Source organism: Deinococcus sp. AB2017081 (assembly GCF_034440735.1).
GTDB classification, from domain to species: domain Bacteria; phylum Deinococcota; class Deinococci; order Deinococcales; family Deinococcaceae; genus Deinococcus; species Deinococcus rufus.
Window position 1 is genome coordinate 2,541,968 of record NZ_CP140098.1, and the last position, 23,143, is coordinate 2,565,110.

A 23,143-nucleotide genomic window follows, 5' to 3' on the forward strand; every position below is an offset into this window, starting at 1 on the left:
CACAGCAGGGATCGGCGGGGCGCACCGGCCCGTACGCTGTGGTCGTGAGAAGCATCGACACGGAACTTCTGGTGGTGGGCGGTGGGGTCGCCGGGGCCTACGCCGCCCTGACCGCCCGATCCTTTGGCGCTGACGTGGTGCTGGTCAGTAAGGTCGCCCTGTACGGCGGCTCGACGCGCTGGGCACAGGGCGGCATCGCCGCGCCGGCCCAGCCGGCGGATCAGGAGGCCCACGCGCAGGACACCGTGCGGGCCGGCCGGGGCCTGTGCGAGCCGGCGACGGTGCAGGCCTTCGTGGCCGAGGCCCAGGCCCACGTGGAGCAGCTGCGCGACCTCGGCGTGCATTTCTCGCCCGCCCTGACGCTGGAGGGAGGGCACACTCGCCCCCGCATCCGCCACACCGGGGACGCGACGGGCGCGGCCATCAGCGCGGCCCTGACGCGGGCGCTGCGGGCTGCCGAGGGGCCGATGCTGCGGCTGCTGGACGGCACCCACGTGAAGAACCTGCGCGTGAGTGCCGACGTCGGCAGCGTGGTCGGCGCGGATGTGCTCGGGACGCAGGGGCCGGTCACCATCCGGGCCGGAGGGGTGTTGCTCGCCAGCGGGGGCTTTGGCCGGCTGTACCCGGTGACCACCGCGCCGCCCGAGGGCACCGGGGACGGCCTGGCCCTGGCCTACCGCGCCGGCGCGGCCCTGCGTGACCTGGAATTCGTGCAGTTCCACCCGACCGCCGTGGTGCGCGGCGGCGCGGCCTATCTGGTCACCGAGGCGGCGCGGGGCGAGGGCGGCGTGCTCGTGAACGCCCACGGCGAGCGCTTCATGCCGCGCTACGACGCCCTGGCGGAACTGGCCCCGCGCGATGTGGTGGCCCGCGCCATCGCCGCCGAGATCGCGGCCACCGGCGGGGTGAGCCTGGATCTGCGGCATCTCGGGGCGGCATTCGTGCACGCCCGCTTCCCGACCATCGCCGAGACGCTGAGGCCACTGGGTCTGGAGCTGGGCCGTGACCTGATCCCGGTGCAGCCCGCCGTGCACTACACCATGGGCGGCGTCCTGACCGACGCCGCCGGGCGCACCACCGTGGCGGGCCTGTACGCGGCGGGTGAGGTGGCGTCGAGCGGCCTGCACGGCGCGAACCGCCTGGCGAGCAACAGCCTGTCGGAGGGACTGGTGTTCGGGGCCCGCGCGGCCCGCGCCGCCCTGGCCGAGGGCCGGCTGCCACTGTCGGACGGTGTGTCCTGCCCCGCGCCCGGTGCCGACCCGGCCGGGTTGCCGGCCCTGCGTGACGTACTGGCCGGAGCCGCCGGACTGCGGCGCAGCGGCGAGGCATTGAGCCGGGCGGTGTCGCAGTGGCCGGGGCACGAACCCAACGCCCAGGGCACCGAACGCCCGCAGCTGGAGGCCGCGAACCTACGCCTGCTGGGCGGCCTGATGCTGCGCGGGGCGCTGGCCCGCCGGGAGTCACGCGGCGGCCACTTCCGCACCGACTTCCCGCAGGAGGGCTTCCCGCACCAGGGCGTGCCGGGAGAGAGCACACCCGTGCACACGGTGCAGCGTCTGGCCACGGGCGGCGAGCCGGAGCACGTGCCGGTGGGAACCGCCGTGCTAGGGTTCGGCGCGTGACGGCACACGTGACCCTCATGAACCCGCCCATGTCCGGAGTACGGCCATGCTGAGCCTCGACGACCGCCTGCGCGCGGCACTGGCAGAGGACATCGGGCGGGGGGACGCCACAACGCTGGCGACCATTCCCGCCACGCAACGCGCCCATGCCGAAGTTCTGCTCAAGGAACGCGGTGTCGTGAGCGGCCTGGAGGTGGCGTCCCGCGTGTTCGCGCTGGTTGATCCGGCCGTGACGGTCGAGTGGACGACCGATGACGGCGCAGCGCGGAACCGTGGCCCCATCGGCACGGTCACAGGCCCGGCCCGCAGTCTGCTCACCGGGGAGCGCCTCGCGCTGAACCTGCTGCAGCGCCTGAGCGGCGTGGCGACCCACACGCGGCGGCACGTGGACGCGCTCGGGGGCGGCCACACCCGGCTGCTCGACACCCGCAAGACCACCCCGCTGTGGCGCGATCTGGAGAAGGCGGCCGTGCGTCACGGCGGCGGCGTGAACCACCGCGCCGGCCTCGACGACGGCATCCTGATCAAGGACAACCATGTGGCGGCGGCCGGGAGCATCCGCGAGGCCATCGCCCGTGCCCGCGACCACTCGTACCTGCTCAAGATCGAGTGCGAGGTGCCGGATCTGGCCGGGCTGGAGGAGGCCCTGCACGCCGGGGCCGACCGCGTGCTGCTGGACAACATGGACGATGACCTGCTGACCCAAGCCGTGCGGGTGCGCGACCGGCTCGCCCCGCACGTGACCCTGGAGGCCAGCGGCAACATGACCGTGGAACGCCTGCCCCGCGTCGCAGCCAGCGGCGTGGACTACGTGAGCGCCGGAGCCCTGACGCATTCGGCCCCGGCGCTCGACATCAGCCTGAACTTCATTCCCATGCCCGAGGATCTGCGATGACCCACACCCCGCAAGCTGTGACCGAGCCCACGCCCGTCGTCCCGCGCCCCCAGGTGCCGCACCGTGACCTGCTTCAGCTGGAGGTGCTGCCGGACGAGGCGCAGATCCGCGCCGACATCGAGCGGCTGCGCCGGGAGCGCAACGCCGTGATCATCGCGCACAACTACCAGCGGCCCGAGGTTCAGGGCATCGCAGACTTCGTGGGCGACTCGCTGGGGCTGTCGCGCCAGGCAGCCCGCACCGACGCCGACGTGATCGTGTTCGCCGGGGTGCATTTCATGGCCGAGACCGCCGCGATCCTGAGCCCCGACAAGACCGTGCTGCTGCCGGATCTGCGGGCGGGGTGCTCGCTGGCCGACACCGTGACGGCGCAGGGCATCCGCGACTGGAAGGCGAGGAACCCCGGCGGGCTGGTCGTGACCTACGTGAACACCACCGCCGACGTGAAGGCCGAGAGCGACTACTGCTGCACCAGCGGCAACGCCGTGCAGATCGTGGCGAGCCTGCCGGCGGACGTGCCGGTGCTCTTCGCGCCCGACCGCTTCCTGGCCGCCCACGTGATCCGCGAGACCGGCCGCGCCATGGACGTCTGGGACGGCGCGTGCCACGTCCACGAGGCGATCCGCCCGGAGGACGTGCAGGGCCAGCAGCTCGCGCACCCAGACGCGGAGCTGCTGATCCACCCCGAGTGCGGATGCTCCAGCCGGGTACTGGGGGCGCTGCCCGACCTGAAGCTCTACTCCACCGAGGGCATGATCCACCGCGCCAGGGCCAGCTCCGCACAGGAATTCATCGTCGTGACCGAGACCGGCATGGTCACGCGCCTGGAGAACGACGTGCCCGGCAAGACCTTCATTCCGGTCAGCCGCACGGCGTGCTGCGAGTACATGAAGATGATCACGCTGGAGAACATCCGCGACGCCCTGCTGAACCTGGAACCGCGCGTGACGGTTCCGGCCGACATCCGCGAGCGGGCACTGGTGCCGATCGAACGGATGCTGGCGATCGGGTAATACGGACTCCGATTGAATCCCGTTGAACACGGGATAACATCCGACCGGGGTGAGAAGGAGAACGGACGGACTCCGGGAACGAACCGGATGTCCGTCCATCTCCCGGAGTCCGTATAAGGCGCGAGACAGCCGAAGGGGGCGGAGATTGCCTCTCCGCCCCCCCGCTGTTCCGGCTGGATCAGCCCATGTTCTCGATGATCTTGTTCGCGAACTCGCTGGTCTTGACCTCGTGGGCACCTTCCATGCTGCGGGCGAAGTCGTAGGTCACGAACTTCTGCTGGATGGTGGCGTCCAGCGACTTCAGGATCAGGTCGGCGGCTTCCGTCCAGCCCATGTAGCGCAGCATCATCTCGCCCGAGAGGATCACGGACGAGGGGTTGATGACGTCCTTGCCGGCGTACTTCGGCGCGGTGCCGTGGGTCGCCTCGAAGATGGCGTGGCCGCTCACGTAGTTGATGTTCGCGCCGGGCGCGATGCCAATCCCGCCGACCTGCGCGGCGAGCGCATCCGAGACGTAGTCGCCGTTCAGGTTCAGGGTGGCGATCACGTCATAGTCGGTGGGACGGGTCAGGATCTGCTGCAGGAAGTTGTCGGCGATCACGTCCTTGATGACGATGCCGTTCGGGAGCTGGCACCACGGGCCGCCGTCGATCTCGACCGCGCCGAACTCACGCTTGGCCAGGTCGTAGCCCCAGTCGCGGAAGCCGCCCTCCGTGAACTTCATGATGTTGCCCTTGTGCACGAGCGACACACTCTTGCGGCCGTTGTCCAGCGCGAACTGGATGGCGGCGCGCACCAGGCGTTCGGTGCCCTCCTGACTCACGGGCTTCACGCCGAAGGAGCTGCTGTCGGGGAAGCGGATCTTGGTCACGCCCATCTCGCCCACCAGGAAGTCGCGCATCCTCGCGGCCTCGGGCGTGCCGGCCCTGTACTCGATCCCGGCGTAGATGTCCTCGGTGTTCTCGCGGAAGATGACCATGTCCACGTCCTGCGGGCGCTTGACCGGGCTGGGCACGCCCTGGAAGTACTGCACGGGGCGCACGCAGGCATACAGGTCGAGTTCCTGGCGCAGCGCCACGTTGATGCTGCGGATCCCGCCGCCAACCGGCGTGGTCAGCGGGCCCTTGATGCCGAACAGGTACTCGCGGAACGCGGTCAGGGTCTCCTCGGGCAGCCACTGGCCCTCGCCGTAGACCTGCACGGACTTCTCGCCGGCGTAGACCTCCAGCCACTCGATCTGGCGCTGCCCACCGTAGGCCTTGGCCACCGCCGCGTCGATGACGCGCACAGACGCGTTCCAGATGTCCGGGCCGGTGCCGTCGCCTTCCACGAAGGGAATGATGGGACGGTCAGGCACGGTGAGCTTGCCGGACTGCATGCTGATCTTCTCGCCCTGTGCGGGCACCTTGATGTGGGTCGTCATGTCGGGGCCCACTGTATCGCTTCAGAACATGAGGCGGCACGTAAGTGTCCATGTGACCTTAACGGCATCGCCGGAGGGGCGGTACCGGCACATGAGTGCTGCCCAAAGACTCCACGGAGCCTTGATGGACGCGCACTGACATTCGGCTCATGTCCCCGGGCAGCGGGCGGTGCACGCTGGACTCACCCATTTCCGGGAATTCAATTCAGGAGGACTCGACTGATGAGTGACAAGAGCACCGCTGGAAACATGCTGGACGCCGCCAAGGCCAAGGTCAACGAGGCCGCCGACCGTGCCCGCGAGGCCGGACACAACGTGGCCCATGCCGTGACCGGGGACACCAAGCATAAGGCCGAGGCCCTGGAAGACCGCGCCAAGGCCGAGGTGCACAACCGCGAGGCCAACGCCGAGTACAGCGAGGGCAAGCGCGAGGCCAAAGACGGCGACGGCCATTAAGGTCTGAGTCTCAACCTCCCCTGACCGGCCCGGCACGCCCTGTGCGCGGGCCGGTTTTTCATGCCACGTCGCCGGGAACTGCGTACACTACCGCCCATGACCTCCACCCCCCGGCGCCGGTCGCGCCGTGACGAGCACCGCGTGGGCAGCGCGGGAGCGCGGGTGACGCTGCGCAACACCGTGGCCGCCTACGCCTTCATGCTGCCGTTCCTGATCCTGCTGATGATGTTCCACACCTGGCCGGTGTTCTTCGGCACGTACCTGGGCTTCACGAAATACAACATCATCAGTCCGCCCGAGTGGGTGGGCCTCGACAACTTCCGGTCGCTGGCCCAAGACGAGCAGTTCTGGAGCGGTCTGCGCAACTCGCTGAAGTACATCCTGGTCGTGCCGGTCATCCAGGTGATCAGCATCCTGGTGGCGCTGCTGGTCAACCGCCCCCTCAAGGGCGTCACCTTCTTCCGCACGGCGTACTACGTGCCGGCCATCACCAGTTTCGCGGTGGCCGGCCTGATGTGGAACTGGATGTACCAGCAGGGCGGCCCGGTCAATGCGGTGCTGATGTCGCTGGGCCTGATGCGCGAGGATCGAGGCCTGCTGAACAATCCGGCGACCGCGCTGCTGGCCGTCATGTTCGTGACGCTGTGGAAGGGCATCGGCTACTACATGGTGCTGTATCTGGCCGGCCTCCAGAATGTCAGCCAGGAACTCGACGACGCCGCCACCATCGACGGCGCGACGCGCTGGCAGGTCTTCTGGAACGTGACCATTCCGGGCCTGCGCCCGACCATCCTGGTGTGCAGCCTGCTGTCCACCATCAGCGCCATCAAGGTGTTCGAGGAGATCTACGTCATGACCCAGGGCGGCCCGGCGGGCAGCACGTATTCGGCGCTGTTCTATACGTATTCCAAGGCCTTCCAGGACTTCCAGTACGGCCTGGCCGCTGCCGGAGGCATCATCATCGCAGTGATCAGCATCCTGTTCGGCCTGATCAACTTCCGGATCACCCGTGGGGGCAAGGTCGATGGCTGACGCGACCCTCTCCGCCGCCCCGGTGACCACCGACGCCTACGCGGCCGCCGCCGCGCAGCTCAAGGCCCGCCGCCGCCGCCGCGAACGTGCGGTCAACACCCTGGCCTACGCCGTGCTGATCGTGATCGCGCTGATCATGCTGTATCCCTTCTACTGGACACTGATCACGTCGCTGGAATCGACCGGGAACATCTACGAGGCCAAGATCCTGCCCGCCGCCGTGAGCCTGCGCAACTACGCCGAGATGTGGCGCGGCACCACGGTGCCCTTCTGGCGGCTGATCCTGAACTCGGTGATCGTCTGCACGCTGGGCGTCACCCTGACCGTCACGCTCGCCACGCTGGCCGCGTACCCGCTGGCCAAGATGCGCTTTCCCGGCCGCGACCTGATCTTCTACGCGATCCTCGCGCTGATGGTGCTGCCCAACGAGTCCGGCCTGATCGTCAACTACATCACCGTGATCAAGCTGGGTCTGCTCCAGCAGACCAATCCCGTGCTGGACGCGGCCCGGCAGTACCTCGCCATCGTCATTCCCGGAATCGCCAGCATCGTCGGCCTGTTTCTGATCCGGCAGGCCTACCTGAGCGTGCCGCTGGAGCTGATCGAGGCCGCCCGCATCGACGGGGCCAGCGAGCTGAAGATCTGGCGGCGCATCATGGTTCCGCTCGCTATGCCGACCATCGCCGCGTTCTCGATCTTCGAGTTCGTCGCGTACTGGAACTCCTTCCTGTGGGCCCGCGTCATGCTGCCCGACAAGAACCTGATGCCGCTGTCGGCCGGGCTGCTGGAACTGTCCGGCACCTTCAGCACGAACAGCCGCGCTGTCATGGCAGGGGCCGTGATCACCATCATCCCGATCCTGATCGTCTTCGCCTTCGGCCAGCGCTACTTCATGAAGGGCCTGGAGGGGGCCGTGAAGGGCTGAGGCCCGTGTCGCGCGCCGGGGGGGCGCGGTGCTGAGCGGCCGAATACGGCGGCCCGACTCCGGAGCATTCGCAGTGGAGTGGACGTCCGGCGCCGTGCGTGCGAGCAGAGCATGGGCCCCGCAGGCATGGAGGCCCTCCCCCACCGCGCCGATTCACTCACGGCGGCTGCGCCTGCGCTAGCGTGACGGCTCGATGACCCTCCCCTACCGCACGCTGGACAGAGACTGGGACGTGATCGTGGCTGGCGGCGGCACCGCCGGGGCGATGGCCGCCATCGCGGCGGCGCGCACAGGCGCACGGGTGCTGACGATCGAGGCCCAGGGCAGCCTGGGCGGCACCGGAACCAACGCGTGGGTCACGCCCCTGATGCGCAACGTCTCGGCGGGCGAGAACCTGAACCGGGGCCTGACGGATGAGCTCAAGCGCCGGCTGGAGGCCCGGGGCGACGGCGCGACCGATCCCGGCGGCAACGACAACTGGTTCAACCCCGAGGGCATGAAATTCGTGCTGGAGCACATGCTGCTCGAGGCGGGGGGCGAGGTGCTGTACCACACCCATGTGGTGCAGCCCGTCCTGGACGGTGACCGCATCGACGCGCTGGTCGTCCACAACAAGGGCGGCCTCCAGGCACTGCGGGCGGCGGCGTTCATCGATGCCACGGGCGACGCGGATGTGGCGGCCCTGTGCGGGGTGCCCATGCGTGGCGGCGACGACGACGGCGTGCATCAGGCCATGAGCCTGCGCTTCACGCTGGCGGGCGTGGATACGGCACGGCTGTGCGCGTTCCTGCGGGCGCAGGGACAATGGCAGGAGAGCGAGCACTTCCTGCACTTCTGGATGGTGTGGGACAAGAAATCGACACTGGAGCCGCTGTTCCGCCGCGCGGTGGACTCGGGCGTGCTGCTGGAACGCGACGGCGACTACTTCCAGGGCTTCAGCGTGCCGGGGCGGCTCGGCGAGGTCAGCTTCAACTGTCCGCGCATCCGCCCAGACCTGCACGACGGGGCCGATCCGTGGCAGCTGTCGGCCGCGCAGGTGGACGGCCGCGAGGCCATCGACCGACTGACTGCGTTCTGCCGCGCGTTCCTGCCCGGCTGCGAATCGGCGTTCATCGGGGTGGTCGCGCCGATGGTGGGCGTGCGCGAGTCCCGCCGCATCACAGGCGACTACACGCTGACGCTGGAGGACATCCTCGACTGCGCGCGCTTCGACGACGGCATCTGCCGCAACCACTACCCCGTGGACATCCATTCCGTGAAGGGTGGCGAGCGCCTGCTGCACGACCGCGAGGGCTCCGCGCCGTACTTCGCGAAGGACGCGTATCACGAGATCCCGCTGCGCTGCATCGTACCGGTCGGGATCGTGAACCTGCTCGTGCCGGGCCGGGCCGCGAGCAGCACCTTCGAGGCGCAGTCCAGCATCCGCGTGCAGCAGAACTGTCACACCATGGGCGAGGCCGCCGGGATCACGGCCGCGTGGGCGGCGCAGCGGCACGGTGGGCGCGTCCGGGCCATCAATGCCCAGGCCCTGAGAACCGAGATGCGCGTCCGGGGTGGGGTGCTGTAGCCGGACACCCGCCGGGGGCCACCTCCGGCACCGTGTCCACACGGATCTCATGGAAGGAATCTGTAAGCGTCGGCCTGAGACGATGGGGCATGAGGTTTACTTCACATTGCACGATCGTCCCTGGACGACGATGTGGAGCCAGATTTTTGGTACCGAACGGATGTCAGATGTGTGATGCTCACCCCGCCTTCCCTGCCATGAATCCCGGCCGTGACCCGGCCAGCCCACCGTCCCCGGGCATCCGGACGGTGGCGCAGTGACCCTCCCGCCGGACGTCACCCGCGCGGCCCTGACCGCCAAGGAGGAGGCGCTCTTCGAGCTGCTGGAGCGGCATCCGGGCCGGCTGTTCAGCCGCGCCGAGATCCTGGAACGGGTGTGGGGACTGGACTTTGCGGGAGATGACCGCATCGTCGACGCCTATGTGAAACGGGTGCGACGCAAGGCGGGCGATCACCTGATCGAGACGGTGCGCGGTGCCGGGTACCGCCGGCCCGGCGCTCCGCCGCAGCAGCAGTCGCTGCCCCACTACCACCACCTGTCCAGCGACGCCCTGATGCTCCTCGACCTGGGCCGCCGGATCCTGCGCGTGACCTCGACCGACGGCGTGTTGCAGGAGGTCGAGGCGACCCTGGCCGCCAACCTGCAGCTGCGCGGCGTGGCGCTGCTGACCCGGCCCGACGGTGGCCACCGGGCCGCGGGACTGCCGTGGCTGGTGCGCGGCGCGGCCGGTTCCACCGGGATCCCGTGGGCTGAGCTGCCGAGCGTCGAGGGCTACGAGCCGCTGTACACCCCCGACTGGGGCGTCCACCACCACATGACGGCCCTGCTGCCCCTGGCCGGCGCAGACACGGTGTGGGGCACGCTGGCCGTCGTGGGCGCACCGGGCGTGACCTGGGACGTGACCATCTATGCCCAGCTCGAAGCGGTGGCCTCGCTGGTCAATCCGGCGCTGCGGCTGAACATGGAAATCGACCTGCGACGCTCGGCCGAGCAGGAACTGCGAATGCTGAACGCCGGGCTCGAGGCGCGGGTTCAGCAGCGCACCGAACAGCTGCTGCGGGCCATCCAGCAAGCAGAGCTCCTGAACCTGCTCTCCCGGCAGCTCGAACAGGCCTCCAGCGTGTCTGATCTGATGCGGCTGGGCCTGCCGGTGCTGGCCCGCCTGACCGGCTACGCCGCCTGCGCCGCGTGGTATCCGCACGCCGGCGACCACTCACCCGCGCTGGGGTGCTACCAGCAGGACGGCGCGGCCATCGACGGCGTCACGGCGGCCGGCACGCGGCGCGGCGGTGTCAGCGTGCAGTGCGACGTGAACGGACAGACGCTCACGATCCATGCCTTCGATCCGCAGGGTGTCCAGCGCAGCCAGCCGGATACCGTGCCCCTGCTCGAATCGGCCGCGCAGTCCATCGCCGTGAACCTCTCGCGGCACCTGCACATGCAGGCCATGGAACGGACTGCCCTGACCGACGAGGACACCGGGCTCGGGAACCGGCAGGCGTTCCTGTCCGACCTGTCGGCGGAACTCGCGTATGCCACACGGCACCGCAGCGGCTTCGTGCTGTCCGTCGTCGAGGTGGCGAACATCCGGTTCCTGAATGCCACGATCGGTTACGCGGGCGGCAACGACCTGATCGGTCGCCTGGCCCGCGTGCTGGACGGCGTGCGGCGCACCGAGGACCGCGCGTACCGCCTGAACGGCGCGACCTTCGCGTGCCTGCTGCGACTTCCGTCTGGCGTGAACCGGATCTCGGCCCTGCGCGGCTGGCAAGACCGGCTGCAGGGCACGCTGGCTGACTTCGTGGCCTCTGCCCCGTTCCCGCTGGATGTCCAGTATTCCGACACCGTCTGCCCGGATCACGCGGGCGGCGTGTCCGAGATGTTCCGTGTGGCCCTCGATTCGCTCCAGCCCCTGACCGGCCCGCCGGCCACCGACAGGCGATACCATGGGTGAGACGATGAACGATCTCATGGGCGTGCCGACGGCTGTGGCCCAGACCGCACCCGGGGACACCGAAACTCCGACCGAGCTGCTGAACCTGTACGCGGCCCGCTGCGTCTCCCTGGCGGCCCAGGGCGAGACCGAGGAACTTGTGGACGCGTGCCGGGCGTACGCCGACAAGGCCCGCGAACTGGGTGAGGACGCCCAGGAGGTCGAGGCGCTGTCCATGCTGGCCACGGCCGCCCAGCAGTGCAGCCAGTTCAACGTCGCGGTCAATGCCCTGCAGCGTGAGGTGGAGCTGCGGGCCCGCAACGGCGACCGGGTGGGCCAGGGCCTGTGCCTGAACAACATCGGCATGGTGTGGTCGTATCTGGGGGCCCACGCCGACGCGCTGGCGGCCCTGTACCAGTGCCAGAAGCTGTGTGACCAGTACACCGAGATCCCGGACGACGTCCGTGCGGCATGCAATGTCAATATCGGCCGGATCTTTCTGACCATGGCGCAGCCCGCCCAGGCCCTGTCCTTCCTGGAACCCGGTCTGGAACAGGCCCGGCGCTGCGAGGACGTGGAGACCGAGTTGGGCGCGATGGGCATGAGCGGCCTGGCCCACAAGGATCTGGGCGAATTCGAGCAGGCCCAGTCCATCCTGACGCAGGCCATCGATCTCGCGCGCAGCCACGACCTGACGCACCACCTGATCGATCTGTATGACAACGTCGGACAGGTTCACTTCGACCAGGGCGCGCTCGACGAGGCCCTGTCGATGTTCGGGCTGTCGTCGTACTGGGCGACCGAGACCAACGACGTGCAGGGACGGGTGAACGCCATGCTCAGCCTGGGTCGCCTGGAATTCCGCCGCTCGAACGCGCAGGAGGCGCACGTCCATCTGGACTCGGCGCTGGCCCTGGCCACGGCCCATGAACTGCACGCCTCCAAACTCTCGATCCTGGAGAGTCTGTTCACCGGACTGGAGGCACAGGGCCGGCTGGCCGAGGCATATCCGTACCTGCGGGCATACCGCGATCTGGAACGCGAACTGTTCACCGAGGAAAACGAGCGCAAGACCCAGTCCCTGACCGCCCGGTTCGAGGCCGAACGGGCCCGCCGCGAGACGGAGATGTACCGGCAGCTCAACGACGCGTCCCAGCTGGCGCGGATCCAGGCCGAGGAAACCGTACGGCTGCGGACGGCCGAGCTGGAGGCGGTGCAGATCGAGATCGTCAATCGCCTGGGGCTGGCCGCCGAGTACCGCGACGACCGCACCGGCCAGCACACGCGCCGTGTCGGGGAGCTCAGCGCGTCCCTGGCCGAGGCGATGGGGCTGCCGCAGGAGGAGACGGACCTGCTGCGCTGGGCCGCCCGCCTGCACGACATCGGCAAGATCGGTGTCGGGGACGACATCCTGCTCAAGAGTGGCCGCTACTCGCCCGAGGAATTCGAGCGCATGAAGCTCCACACGATCATCGGCGCGAAGGTGCTGGAGGGCAGCACGTCGCGGCTGCTGCGCGTGGCCGAGGAAATCGCCATGACGCATCACGAACGCTGGGACGGCACAGGCTATCCGCGCGGCCTGAGCGCCCTGAACATCCCGATCAGCGGCCGGATCGTGGCCGTGGCCGACGTGTTCGATGCCCTGATCACCGAACGCCCCTACAAGGACGCGTGGCCCGTGCAGGCGGCACTGGACGAGATGCAGCGGCAGGCCGGCACCCAGTTCGATCCGGACATCGTGCAGCATCTCGTGAATTTGATCCACGGCAGCAGCCCGGCGGAGAGTCCCGCCACGGTCACCCAGAGCGCCCTCGTCGAGATCCCGGCGCGGCGCGTGGCCGCGAGCAGTCCCGAGACCCTGGAAGTGCAGGAACTCGTCGACCGGGCCTGGAGCCTGCGCAAGAGTGACAGCATGACCGGTGCGGAGCTGGCACACCGGGCCATCACCCTGGCGCGGCACGGCACCGATGAACGCGTGCTGGGCCTTGCCCACCGTACCCAGGGGTTCTACTGTCTCGTGGCCGGCGAGTACGAGGACGCCCTCGCCCACCTGACCCAGGGCCAGGACATCGGCGTGCGGCTGGACGATCCCGGACTCCAGGCCGACTGTGCGAACTTCATCGCGGCCGTGTACAACAACCTTCAGGACTACGCCAAGGCCACGGATCAGCTGAGCGTGGCGCTGCGCATTGCCCGCGACCACAAAGACCGCCTGCGCGAGGCGCTGCTGCTGCACAACCTGGGCACGCTCAGCTACCGCAACCGCGATCTGCTGCAGGCCCAGCAGTTCGTGCAGGAGAGTCTGGAGCTGTTCAGGAGCCTGGATGTCCTGCACGGTCAGGAGGACGCCCTGAACACGCTGGCGACGATTGCCTTCGATCTGAACCAGATCGAGCTGTGTGCCCAGGCGGCCGAGCAGGCGGTCGCGCTGGCCCGCGAGACGGGCAACCTGCCGACCATGAACCTCGGGCTGGCCATGACCGGCAAGGCGGCCGCCCGACTGGGCGATGTCGAGCGCGGGACGAGGCTGCTGCGGGAGGCCATCGACCAATCCGTGGCGGCGAACCTGAGTGCCAACGAGCCGTGGAACCGCTACGAGCTGGGCCGCGTGTACCATGACGCCCACGAACACGCGCTGGCCCGCGAGTACTACCTGCAGGCCCTGTCGGCGGCCAGGGACCGGAGCATGCGCGATCTGGAGATGCTGACCTACCAGCAGCTGTCCGAGATCGCGGCGCACGAGGGGCAACACGCCGACGCCTTCAATTTCTACCGCCTGCACCATGATCTGGAGCGCGAGATCCACGACCAGGCCTCGACCATGAGAACCCGGTCGATGATGTCGCAGCTGGAGGTGGAACGGGCCAAGTCCGAGGCCGAGATCTACCGCCTGCGCACCATCGAACTCGCCCGCGCCAACGAGGCGCTGGAACGCTCGAACACCGAGAAGAGCAGCCTGGTGCACATGCTTGAGGAACAGTCCCGGCTCCTGGAGCGCCAGCTGTCAGAAGACGGCCTGACCGGGCTGTTCAACCGCCGTCATATCGAGAACCTCCTGCAGGACGAATTTGCCCAGGCCCGCGTGACGCGGCGCGCCCTGAGCGTCGGCATGGCCGACATCGACCATTTCAAGCAGATCAATGACCAGTTTTCCCATCTGGTGGGCGATCAGGTGCTGCGCACGGTGGCGCAGCTGTTCCAGGCAGCCGTCCGCGCCGCGGACTCGGTCGGCCGCTACGGCGGCGAGGAATTCCTGTTCGTCCTGCCGAACACCTCGCTCACGCAGGCCATAAGCGTGTGTGAGCGCGTGCAGGACATCGTCCGGGGCTACGACTGGTCGCAGATCCATCCGCGGCTCAAGGTGAGCCTGTCGATCGGCGTGGCCACCGATCCGCACGTCGCCAACCACGAGAAGCTGATCTCCCTGGCCGATGAGCAGCTGTACCGGGCCAAGAACAGTGGCCGCGACCGGATCTGCTCCGACATCAGCCCCTGACATCGGGATCCGGTCGACGAACCGACCGCCACGTCCCGCCTCGCGTGCGGCGCATCAGGTCCGCGACGCGGGCAGCTCCGGCCATCCGGCAGCGGTCACGCGTAGGCCGGCGCGACACGGGCCTGCACGGCACCGAGTCCCTCCAGGCCACCCGCCACCCGCAGCAGCAGCTCGTCGTTCAGGGCCGGCGCGATGAACTGGATGCCGACCGGCAGCGCGGTGCCGTCGACCGTCTCAAAGCCCATCGGCACGCTCAGGGCGGGCAGGCCCGTGAGGTTCACGGCGACGGTGTCCACGTCGGCCGCGTACATGGCCAGGGGATCACTGGTCTTCTCACCGCGCCGGAATGCCGGAAAGGGGCTGGTCGGGGTCACGAGGACGTCCACGTGGGCAAACGCCGCCGTGAAGCTGTCGGCGAGTCGCCGGCGGATCTTCATGGCGCGCGAATAGTAGGCGTCGTAGTAGCCGCTGCTCAGGGCATACGTACCGATCATGATGCGGCGCTGCACCTCACGCCCGAAGCCGCGTTCGCGGGTCAGCGTCATGCTGGCGGTCACGTCGCTGCCGGGCTCGCGGTGCCCGTAGACCATCCCGTCGAAACGGGCGAGGTTCGAACTGGCCTCGGGCATGGCGATCAGATAGTACGCAGCGATCGCGTAGCGCAGCTGGGGCACGCTGATCTCCTGCACGGTCGCGCCGGCCGAATGCAGGGCGTCCAGGGTGGCCGTCAGGGTGGCCGTCACGCCGGCCGTGTTGCCGTCCAGGCTCTCGCGGATCACGCCGACGCGCAGGCCGCGCAGGTCGTCCGGAGTGCCGGTGCGGAAGGCGGGCGGCGCGTCCAAGCTGGTCGGATCGTGCGGATCGTGTCCGGCCATGACATTCATGAGCAGGGCCAGATCCTCCGCCCGGTGGGCCAGCGGCCCGATCTGGTCGAGACTGCTGGCGTACGCGACGAGCCCGAACCGGCTCACGCGGCCGTAGGTGGGCTTCAGCCCGTACACGCCGCACAGCGCGGCCGGCTGGCGGACACTCCCACCGGTGTCACTCCCCAGGGCCACCGCCGTGAGTCCGGCGGCGACGGCGGCGGCACTGCCACCGCTGCTGCCGCCCGGCACCCGGGCGGGATCCCACGGATTCAGGGTCGGGCCGCTGGCGCTGCTCTCGGTGCTGGAGCCCATGGCGAACTCGTCCATGTTGGCCTTGCCGATGATCACGGCACCCGCGTCCTGGAGCCGCCGCGCGGCCGTCGCGGTGTAGGGGCTGACATAGCGGTCGAGGATGCGGCTGCCGCAGGTCGTGCGGGTTCCGGTGACGTTGATGTTGTCCTTGACGATGATCGGCAGCCCGGCCAGCGGCAGGGTCTCGCCGGCGTCCACGCGGGCCGCCACGCCAGCGGCGTCCTGTGCGGCGTGGGGATTCACACTGACCAGGGCGTTGAGCGGCGCAGCCGCCTGGACGCGGGCCAGGGCCACGTCCAGCAGGGCCTGTGGGGTGGTGTCCCGCGTCTGAACCGCGCGGACGAGGGCTGTGGCAGAGGGCAGGCCGGACATACCGCGCCAGTGTAGCGGGGCTGGCCCCGGCCGGTACACGGCTGTGCACGCTGCCCGCCGGGCCCGCCGCCTACAGCGGCCGGACGAGCACGCTGTCGCCGGCCCGCAGGCTGGTGCGCATCAGGAGTTCCGGTGGCAGCATCAGCAGCGCCGCCAGGTTGTTGCCGCTGCGCACCGGCAGGGTGTAGACGTCCCCGTCGTCCGTCCGCACGGCGATGGTCTGGGGCAGGCGCACCATGTCCTCCTTCCAGCGCCGGAAGATCAGATCGTCCACGAGGGCCACGCCCCGTACTTCGCGGGTGACGGTCACGGTCAGCCGCGCCACGCGGGATTTGCGGCTGACGAGCAGCCCGATGCGGTGCAGTTTCTCCAGCAGCCGACGGGCGTCAGGATCGACGCTGATCTCTGCGACCGGCCGCTGCGCATCGACCAGCTGGAGGGTGGCCTGTTCGCGCAGTGTCCAGCGGATCCGGGCCAGCCGCTCCCGAGAGGTGAACCGTGCCGGTCCGTCGAAGCCCACCGGCGGCGGCGGCAGCGTGTCCAGCAGCTCCAGCGTGACCTCGTCCAGCGGGGCGTCCATCCGTGGATCCGGATGGCTCAGCCCCTCATCGAACTGGAAGCGGCCCCGCGGATCGGACATCAGGGTGACCAGGGCCTTGGTGCCCCGGTCGCGCCCGAATTCCAGATGCCGGATCCGGCCACCCTCCAGCCAGGCCTGAAACTGCCCGTCGGGCCGGAAGACCGTCAGGACGCCACTCCGACCCTGGTCCGTCAGGAGGTAGAGCAGTTCCAGGAAATCGAAGGTTTCGAGACTGGCCGTGGAATGGGTCATGCGTAAGGAGCCGGTCAGGAAGCGGGGTGCCGCGACCCGTGGCCGTTCACATCTTCATTCATCCGCACGCCAAGGGCAACCCACCCGGCGTCCCCCTCCCCCCGTGCGGGGCACGGACGCGCCCCATGCGCTCAGCCGCGCAACAGGTGGGCGAAGTCAGCTCCGTCCAGCGGCGGCAGATCGCGCAGGCTGCCCAGCCCGAAGTCCAGCAGGAAGCGGTCGGTGGTGCCGTACAGCAGCGGGTGGCCGACGGCGTCGGAGGTGCCGACCACCTTCACGAGTTCCCGCTCCTGCAGGGTCACGACGGTGCCCGCGCTCCCACCGCGCATGGCCTCGATCTCGGTGCGGGTCACCGGCTGGCGGTACGCGATCACGGCCAGCACTTCCAGGGCCGCCGCGCTGAGGGCCGGCAGCGGCGGCGGGGCCAGCAGCGGGGCCAGCGCCACCGCCAGATCCGCCGGCACCACCAGCCGGAAGCCGCCGGCGACTTCCTCGACCTGAAACCCGAGGCCGTGGGCCGTGACCTCGGCCATGTACGCGGCGACCTCGATCCGGGTGGCGTCCTCACTCAGCTCGAGGACGGCTGACAGCTCCCGCGCACTCACGGGGCGCCCCGCCGCCAGCAGGGCCGCCCCGATCAGTTCACGTGTGCGCGTCATGGCCGGCGGTGCCCACGGGCCAGCAGCGCGTGGATCTCCTGCGCAGACACGCTGCCGTGACGCACGATCGCCGCACCGGGCAGCCGCACGACCGTGCTCGCCAGGCCGGCCGCAGGCACCCCACCGTCCGGCAGCACCACGTCGGCCAGTCCCGTGGCCCGCGCGTCGGCCTCGGTGGCCGCCGGCGCATGACCGGACACGTTGCAGCTGGTCGTGACCAGCATCCCCCCGACGGCGGCCAGCAGGGCACGGGCGACCGGATGATCCGGCACCCGCAGCCCCACGTGGCCGTCCGGGGCCAGCGCCGGCGGGCAGTGGTCGGACGCGCGGGCCACGACAGTCAGGGGGCCGGGCCACAGGGCAGCGAGGGTCAGGAGGGCCTCGTCCCGGTGCGCGAGGCGACACGCCGTGCGGGCGTCCACGCACGACACCTGCAGGGGCTTGAGGGGATCGCGGCCCTTGACCTCAACGAGCCGGCCGATGCCGCCGGGGGCGTCCGGATGGGCCGCCAGCCCCCAGACGGTCTCGGACGGGTAGGCGACCACGCCCCCGCTCTGGAGCACCCGCACCGCGTGCGCGAGGAGGTCAGGCAGGGGCTGGGCCGGGTCAATGGATGGTGGATGCTCTGGCATGGGTCAGTCCGTTTGGCAGCGGGCACAACGCGGTTCGCACGCGTTGTAAGGTGGCCGCAAGACCCCCTGACTATACTCGGCTGGATATGCCCGTCTTCGAATACCGTGTGCGCGACCGCTCCGGGAAAGTGCTGAAATCCCAGATGGAGGCCGACTCGCTGGCGCAGGTGCGTGACGCCCTGCGTGCGAAGAACCTCATGATCGTGGAGATCAAGCCGCCGAAGGGCGGGCTGAATGCCGACGTCAAGATTCCCTTCCTGAGCGACCGCCCCCCGAGCCTGAAACAGGTGGCGATCTTCAGCAAGCAGATGGCCACGCTGATCAACGCCGGGGTGCCGCTCGTGCAGTCCCTGGCGATCCTCCAGCGTCAGATGGAACACAAGGGCTTTCAGGAGATCGTGAAGGCCATGCGCACGGACGTCGAGAGCGGAACACCGCTGAGTGAGACCCTGGTCAAGTATCCCAAACTCTTCAACCGCCTGTATGTCAACCTCGTTCGTGCGGGCGAGACCAGCGGGACGCTCGACTCGGTGCTGGAACGCATCGCGGCCTTCCAGGAAAAGGATCTCGCGCTGCGCGGCAAGCTCAAGAGTGCCCTCACGTACCCCGTCATCGTGCTGATCTTCGCCATCCTGATCACGTACTTCCTGCTCACGACCATCGTGCCCCAGTTCGCCGGAATCCTGGCCCAGCTGAACGCCCCCCTGCCAGGCATCACGAAAGTGCTGATGGCCACCTCCAACTTCCTCCAGCACGGCACGCTGTACATCCTCGCCATCGGAATCACCGTCACCTTCCTGTACCGCTGGTACTACTCGACCCCGAAGGGTCGCCGTGTCATCGACGACGTCAAGCTCCGCATTCCTATCTTCGGAAACCTGCTCCAGAAGAGCGCCATCAGCTCTTTTGCCAGAACCTTCGGTCTCCTGATCAGCTCCGGCGTGAACATCATCGAGAGCCTGGAGATCACCAAGGGCACGGCCAACAACGCCATCGTCGAGGAATCGATCGAGAATGCCAAGAACGTAGTCATGGTCGGTGACCAGATGAGCAGCAGTCTGGCGACCAGCAAGATCTTCCCACCCATGGTGGTCAGCATGGTCGCGATCGGTGAGGAGACGGGCTCCCTGGACTCCATGCTCGACAAGGTGGGCGACTTCTATGACCGCGAGGTCGACGAGGCGGTCGAGGGAATGACCGCCGCGATCGAGCCGATCATGATCGTGTTCCTGGGCGGCATCGTGGGTACCATCGTGGCCGGGATGTTCCTCCCGATGTTCAGCATCATCGGCAGCCTGAGCAAATAACGGCTCCTGCGCGCCTGCCCGGCGGTCACATTCGCGGGTGACCGCCGGGCCCGCATCGACCCAAGGGGCATCAACCAGACGTGATCGGTACCACCGTGCCCCCAGGCAGGCGGAACGCGGCCAGGGTGCGCGTGCTCAGATCCGCGATCACATACGGCACAGGGTACTGCGCCAGCTGGGCATCGGTGGCACTCGGCCGCGCCGGGCCCAGCGGGTGGCTGTGATACAGCGCGACAAGGTGCTGCCGATCGGCCGCCATGACCTTCAGGGCACGGAGCAGATGAACGGGATCCGCAAGATACTCGGTGGTCGGCCGCCCAGAGATATTCGCCAGCGGGTACAGGGCTTCGGCGCGGCCAGTCTCACCGTCCAGCACACCGCCGAGGACGCCGACACACTCGCGCGGCGCGTCCCGTTCGGCGTGCGCCCACAGCGCATGGATCAGGGCGACGGGCAGGTGCAGGGTCACCACCGCAGTATGCGCCGTGTGCGCCCGAGGATGTGCGCTCAAATGCCGTGCCAGCCGCGCAATGGGGTGGGTTCTGGCGGTACGGTGGAGTACACTGCACGGCATGGCGAAAGCTCGTGCGAAAAGCGCTCCCCCGGTCAGCCGTTTTGACGGTGAGGCGCTTGGACTCGTCCTGTTCGCGCTGGGGATCTTCCTGGCCGTGACCGTGCTGCTGGTGCCGGCCGACGAGGGCCGCCGGGCCGGATCGGCGGGCATCATGACCGAGGCGCGGGGTGGGCTGCTGCTGTGGCTGGGCTGGGGGGCGTATCTGCTGCCGGTGGTGCCGGTCGCCTACGGCGTCCTGGTCTTCCTGGGCCGTGACCTGAAGAACCTGACCCGGCGGGTGGCCGGCGCGGTGATCGTGGCCCTGTCGGTCATGGCCGCACACGAGGTCGTGCAGGCCGGCGCAGCGGGCCTGCTGGCCGAGATCGTGATGACCCCCCTGCTGCGGGCCGTGAGCTACGCGGCCATCCTGCTGCCGGTGGTGACCTTCACGCTGGGTCTGGAACTGATGCTCCGGCTCGCCCCGCTGTCGATCCTCAAGGGGATCTTCCGGAAGCTGAGCGTGCTGCTGGGCGGAGCGAGTGCCGGAGTGCAGGGCGTGATTGAGGCCCGGCAGGAGGGACGCGGGGCGGCCATGGCGCGTGCAGAGGCGCGGCAGACCCTGTCGGCCCAGGCCCGGGAGCTGGATGCCCTGCGCCGCCTGTATCCGCACTCGAAGGAGTTGCGTGCCCAGCACGACGAACTCAAGACCACCCAGCGGACGGTCAAGACGCTCGACGAGGCGGGTCTCAAGCACCTCGACAAGGATCTGGCTGCGTGGCGCGAGGTCACGAAGACCTTTGTGGCGAACGCCGGGCGCGACCTGAGGGATCTGGTGGCCACCGAGGCCCCGGACGCCGGTGCAAACGTGGAGGCTGTCGCCAACGACATCCGTGCGGGCCGGCATGACCTGTGTACGGAACTGGCCAGCACGCTGGCATGTGGCGCGCTCGAACGGCTGCGGCGCTCGATGGTCATGGAGGTGCAGCGCCTGGCAGGCCGCGCCGGGCGGCTGGAGCGCGAGCGCAAGCTGTCCGAGAAGGCCCTCGCGAAGGCCGACACGGCGATCCTGACCCGCGAGTGGCCGGCGCACCGCGAGCGTGCCCTGGGATGGCAGGCCCTGTCGTCGGAATTCGTGGCGTGGCAGGAGCGTGCACAGACCTACGCCGGCTGGCCTGAACTGGCGGCCGCCTTCGACCGGGCACCGACCGAGCTGGCGGGCGGGCTCGCGGGCGCGCTCGCCACCGATCCCCAGGGCACGCTGGCGGATCTGGAGGGCTGGCAGGCGCGTCTGGCGCGGGCACAGGAGGAAGCGCTGCGCCGAGCCGAGGCGATGAGCACGATCCGCGAGCCCACGCCGCCCCGCCTCGATTTCGACTTCCAGGCTCCCCTGGCGGCAGTGGGGGCGACGCCGGTCGCGCCCCTTCCCGGACTGTCGCGGGGCAGCACCGCCCCCAGTGCAGTGGCGCTCCTTGACCCGGAGCCGGCGGCCGTGACCCCACTGCCCGCACCGGCCGCGGCGGGCCTCGATCCATTCAGCGGCTGGGACGACGACGACCTGCCCTTCGGCCCCGACGGCTCGGAACCGGCCGCCCGCACCACCCTGCCGCCCGTACCGCCCCGCGCGGCCGATGTGCTGCTGGGACAGGGCGGGGTTCAGGCGGCCGCGCCGAAGGCCCCCGCCCCTGCCCCATGGGACGACCCGGACGACGGCGGGCCGGATGTGGACGAGATCGCCATGCGGCCTGCCGTCGGTGCCCTGCCGCTGACCCTGCCGGGGTACGACCTGCTCGACCCGGTGCCGCTGGCCGCCGTGAACACCGCGCAGCTGGACGCCTCGGCGCGGCAGCGGGCAGGACTGATCGACGAGACGTTGCGGCACTTCAACCTGCAGGCACGGGTGGTCGACTTCGCCCGTGGCCCGACCGTGACCCGCTACGAGATCGAGCCGGCCCCCGGCGAGAAGATCAGCCGCATCGCGAGCCTGAGCAACGATCTGGCGCGGGCGCTGGCGGTGGGCGGCGTTCGCGTGGAGGCGCCGGTGCCGGGCAAGAGCGTGATCGGGCTGGAGGTGCCGAACGCCGACCGCGAGCCCGTCACCTTCCACCAGGCGGCGGCAGCCCCGTCGTTCCGTTCGACGCGGGCGCGGCTTCCCGTGATCCTGGGCAAGAGCATCGACGGTGAACTGATGGTCGGTGATCTCGCCAAGATGCCTCACCTGCTGGTCGCCGGCAGCACGGGCAGCGGGAAATCGGTGTGCGTGAACACCCTGATCACGTCACTGCTGTTCAAGTACCTGCCCACGGAACTGCGCTTTCTGATGATCGATCCGAAGATGGTCGAACTGACGCCCTACGACGGCATTCCCCACCTGGTGCGCAGTGTCGTGACCAATCCGGTCGATGCCGCGGGCGTCCTGCTGGGGGCGGTCGCCCACATGGAGCGGCGGTACAAGATGATGTCGCAGGTCGGGGCCAAGAACCTCGAGCAGTTCAACGCCAAGATGCGCCAGACCGGCGATGTGGAGCTCCCGCATCTGGTCATCATCATCGACGAGCTCGCCGACCTGATGATCACGAGCCCCAAGGAGGTCGAGTCCGCGATCATGCGTCTGGCGCAGATGGCCCGCGCCACCGGCATGCACCTGGTGCTGGCCACGCAGCGGCCCAGCGTGGACATCCTGACCTCGCTGATCAAGGTGAACGTGCCGGCCCGGATCGCGTTTGCCGTGAGCAGCAGCCATGACTCGCGCACCATCCTGGACGCCATGGGGGCCGAGCGCCTGACCGGGATGGGCGACATGCTGTACTACCAGCCGGGGCTCGTGAAGCCGCTGCGCCTGCAGGGCCCGTACATCAGCGAGCTGGAGTCGGTGCGCATCACCGAGGAGCTGCGCCGCCAGGTCTTCGAGGACGTGTTTGTCGAGACCTACGGGGCGGATTTCGAGGGTGGGATCGAGGCGTCCGGGCCAGTGGCCGACAAGTCGAACATGGACTTCAGCGACCCCCTGCTGCGGCAGGCCGCCCAGATCTGTATCGAGGAAGGGCAGGGCAGCGTGTCCCGTCTCCAGCGCCGCCTGTCGGTGGGCCACGCCCGCGCTGGAAAGCTGATGGACATGCTCGAGGCCATGGGTATCGTCAGCAAGCATCAGGGCAGCAAACCGCGCGACATCCTGGTCAGCGAGGCCGACCTCCCGCAGTTCTTCGGGAAGTAGCGCACGGGCCGGTCTCGGTGGGGCGACCACCACATCC

General features: G+C 69.1%; 17 protein-coding genes. 11 read left to right on the forward strand and 6 right to left on the reverse strand.

Features of this window, described 5'->3' with window-relative positions; genetic code table 11:
* Positions 1–44: 44 nt before the first annotated feature.
* From U2P90_RS12390 to nadA, 3 genes are read left to right on the forward strand one after another with little or no spacing between them, the layout of a single operon-like run.
* Positions 45–1,622 carry an L-aspartate oxidase gene (locus U2P90_RS12390; protein ID WP_322472357.1) on the forward strand — a complete coding sequence of 526 codons (1,578 nt, stop codon included), beginning with the start codon at positions 45–47 and terminating at the stop codon, positions 1,620–1,622.
* A gap of 46 nt (positions 1,623–1,668) precedes the next feature.
* Entirely contained in the window at positions 1,669–2,517 is an 849-nt protein-coding gene (gene nadC, locus U2P90_RS12395; protein ID WP_322472358.1) for a carboxylating nicotinate-nucleotide diphosphorylase, read from the forward strand.
* Complete coding sequence (gene nadA, locus U2P90_RS12400; protein ID WP_295815342.1) at positions 2,514–3,530, forward strand: quinolinate synthase NadA; 1,017 nt, start codon at positions 2,514–2,516, stop codon at positions 3,528–3,530. Before nadC ends, nadA begins: the two co-directional genes overlap by 4 nt.
* Before the next feature lie 178 nt (positions 3,531–3,708).
* On the opposite strand, the gene icd is transcribed toward nadA, so the two are convergent.
* Complete coding sequence (gene icd, locus U2P90_RS12405) at positions 3,709–4,953, reverse strand: NADP-dependent isocitrate dehydrogenase (protein ID WP_322472359.1); 1,245 nt, start codon at positions 4,951–4,953, stop codon at positions 3,709–3,711.
* 222 nt (positions 4,954–5,175) lie between these two features.
* Here icd and U2P90_RS12410 point away from each other — a divergent pair, with 222 nt between their 5' ends.
* The 6 genes from U2P90_RS12410 to U2P90_RS12435 all read left to right on the forward strand — a co-directional run bounded on the left by U2P90_RS12410 (position 5,176) and on the right by U2P90_RS12435 (position 14,362).
* Positions 5,176–5,409 carry a hypothetical protein gene (locus U2P90_RS12410; protein WP_322472360.1) on the forward strand — a complete coding sequence of 78 codons (234 nt, stop codon included), beginning with the start codon at positions 5,176–5,178 and terminating at the stop codon, positions 5,407–5,409.
* 96 nt (positions 5,410–5,505) lie between these two features.
* Positions 5,506–6,441, forward strand: coding sequence for a carbohydrate ABC transporter permease (locus U2P90_RS12415; protein WP_295815348.1), 936 nt, complete (start codon positions 5,506–5,508; stop codon positions 6,439–6,441).
* Complete coding sequence (locus U2P90_RS12420) at positions 6,434–7,366, forward strand: carbohydrate ABC transporter permease (RefSeq protein ID WP_322472361.1); 933 nt, start codon at positions 6,434–6,436, stop codon at positions 7,364–7,366. The genes U2P90_RS12415 and U2P90_RS12420 overlap by 8 nt, the downstream gene beginning before the upstream one ends.
* A 193-nt stretch (positions 7,367–7,559) precedes the next feature.
* Complete coding sequence (locus tag U2P90_RS12425) at positions 7,560–8,933, forward strand: FAD-dependent oxidoreductase (protein ID WP_322472362.1); 1,374 nt, start codon at positions 7,560–7,562, stop codon at positions 8,931–8,933.
* Between the two features lie 256 nt (positions 8,934–9,189).
* On the forward strand, positions 9,190–10,887 hold the full coding sequence (locus U2P90_RS12430; protein WP_295815351.1) for a winged helix-turn-helix domain-containing protein: 1,698 nt from the start codon (positions 9,190–9,192) through the stop codon (positions 10,885–10,887).
* 4 nt (positions 10,888–10,891) lie between these two features.
* Positions 10,892–14,362, forward strand: coding sequence for a diguanylate cyclase (locus U2P90_RS12435; RefSeq protein ID WP_322472363.1), 3,471 nt, complete (start codon positions 10,892–10,894; stop codon positions 14,360–14,362).
* A 95-nt stretch (positions 14,363–14,457) separates the two neighbouring features.
* Here the strand turns inward: U2P90_RS12435 and gatA are convergent, their stop codons facing one another.
* The 4 genes from gatA to U2P90_RS12455 all read right to left on the reverse strand — a co-directional run bounded on the left by gatA (position 14,458) and on the right by U2P90_RS12455 (position 18,035).
* Positions 14,458–15,912: an Asp-tRNA(Asn)/Glu-tRNA(Gln) amidotransferase subunit GatA gene (gene gatA / locus U2P90_RS12440; protein ID WP_322472364.1), complete on the reverse strand. Its 1,455-nt coding sequence runs from the start codon at positions 15,910–15,912 to the stop codon at positions 14,458–14,460.
* A gap of 70 nt (positions 15,913–15,982) precedes the next feature.
* Positions 15,983–16,744: a DUF4388 domain-containing protein gene (locus U2P90_RS12445; protein ID WP_295815356.1), complete on the reverse strand. Its 762-nt coding sequence runs from the start codon at positions 16,742–16,744 to the stop codon at positions 15,983–15,985.
* Between the two features lie 131 nt (positions 16,745–16,875).
* A complete protein-coding gene (gene scpB / locus U2P90_RS12450; protein WP_322472365.1) occupies positions 16,876–17,403 on the reverse strand; it encodes an SMC-Scp complex subunit ScpB in 528 nt (175 codons plus the stop codon).
* Positions 17,400–18,035, reverse strand: a complete 636-nt coding sequence (locus U2P90_RS12455; RefSeq protein WP_322472366.1) for an L-threonylcarbamoyladenylate synthase — start codon at positions 18,033–18,035, stop codon at positions 17,400–17,402. Before U2P90_RS12455 ends, scpB begins: the two co-directional genes overlap by 4 nt.
* Positions 18,036–18,121: 86 nt before the next feature.
* Between U2P90_RS12455 and U2P90_RS12460 the strand changes: the two genes are divergently transcribed.
* Positions 18,122–19,342, forward strand: coding sequence for a type II secretion system F family protein (locus U2P90_RS12460; protein WP_322472367.1), 1,221 nt, complete (start codon positions 18,122–18,124; stop codon positions 19,340–19,342).
* A gap of 70 nt (positions 19,343–19,412) precedes the next feature.
* On the opposite strand, the gene U2P90_RS12465 is transcribed toward U2P90_RS12460, so the two are convergent.
* Entirely contained in the window at positions 19,413–19,811 is a 399-nt protein-coding gene (locus U2P90_RS12465; RefSeq protein ID WP_322472368.1) for a M67 family metallopeptidase, read from the reverse strand.
* Positions 19,812–19,914: 103 nt separating this feature from the next.
* Here U2P90_RS12465 and U2P90_RS12470 point away from each other — a divergent pair, with 103 nt between their 5' ends.
* A complete protein-coding gene (locus U2P90_RS12470; RefSeq protein ID WP_322472369.1) occupies positions 19,915–23,106 on the forward strand; it encodes a DNA translocase FtsK in 3,192 nt (1,063 codons plus the stop codon).
* Positions 23,107–23,143 lie beyond the last annotated feature (37 nt).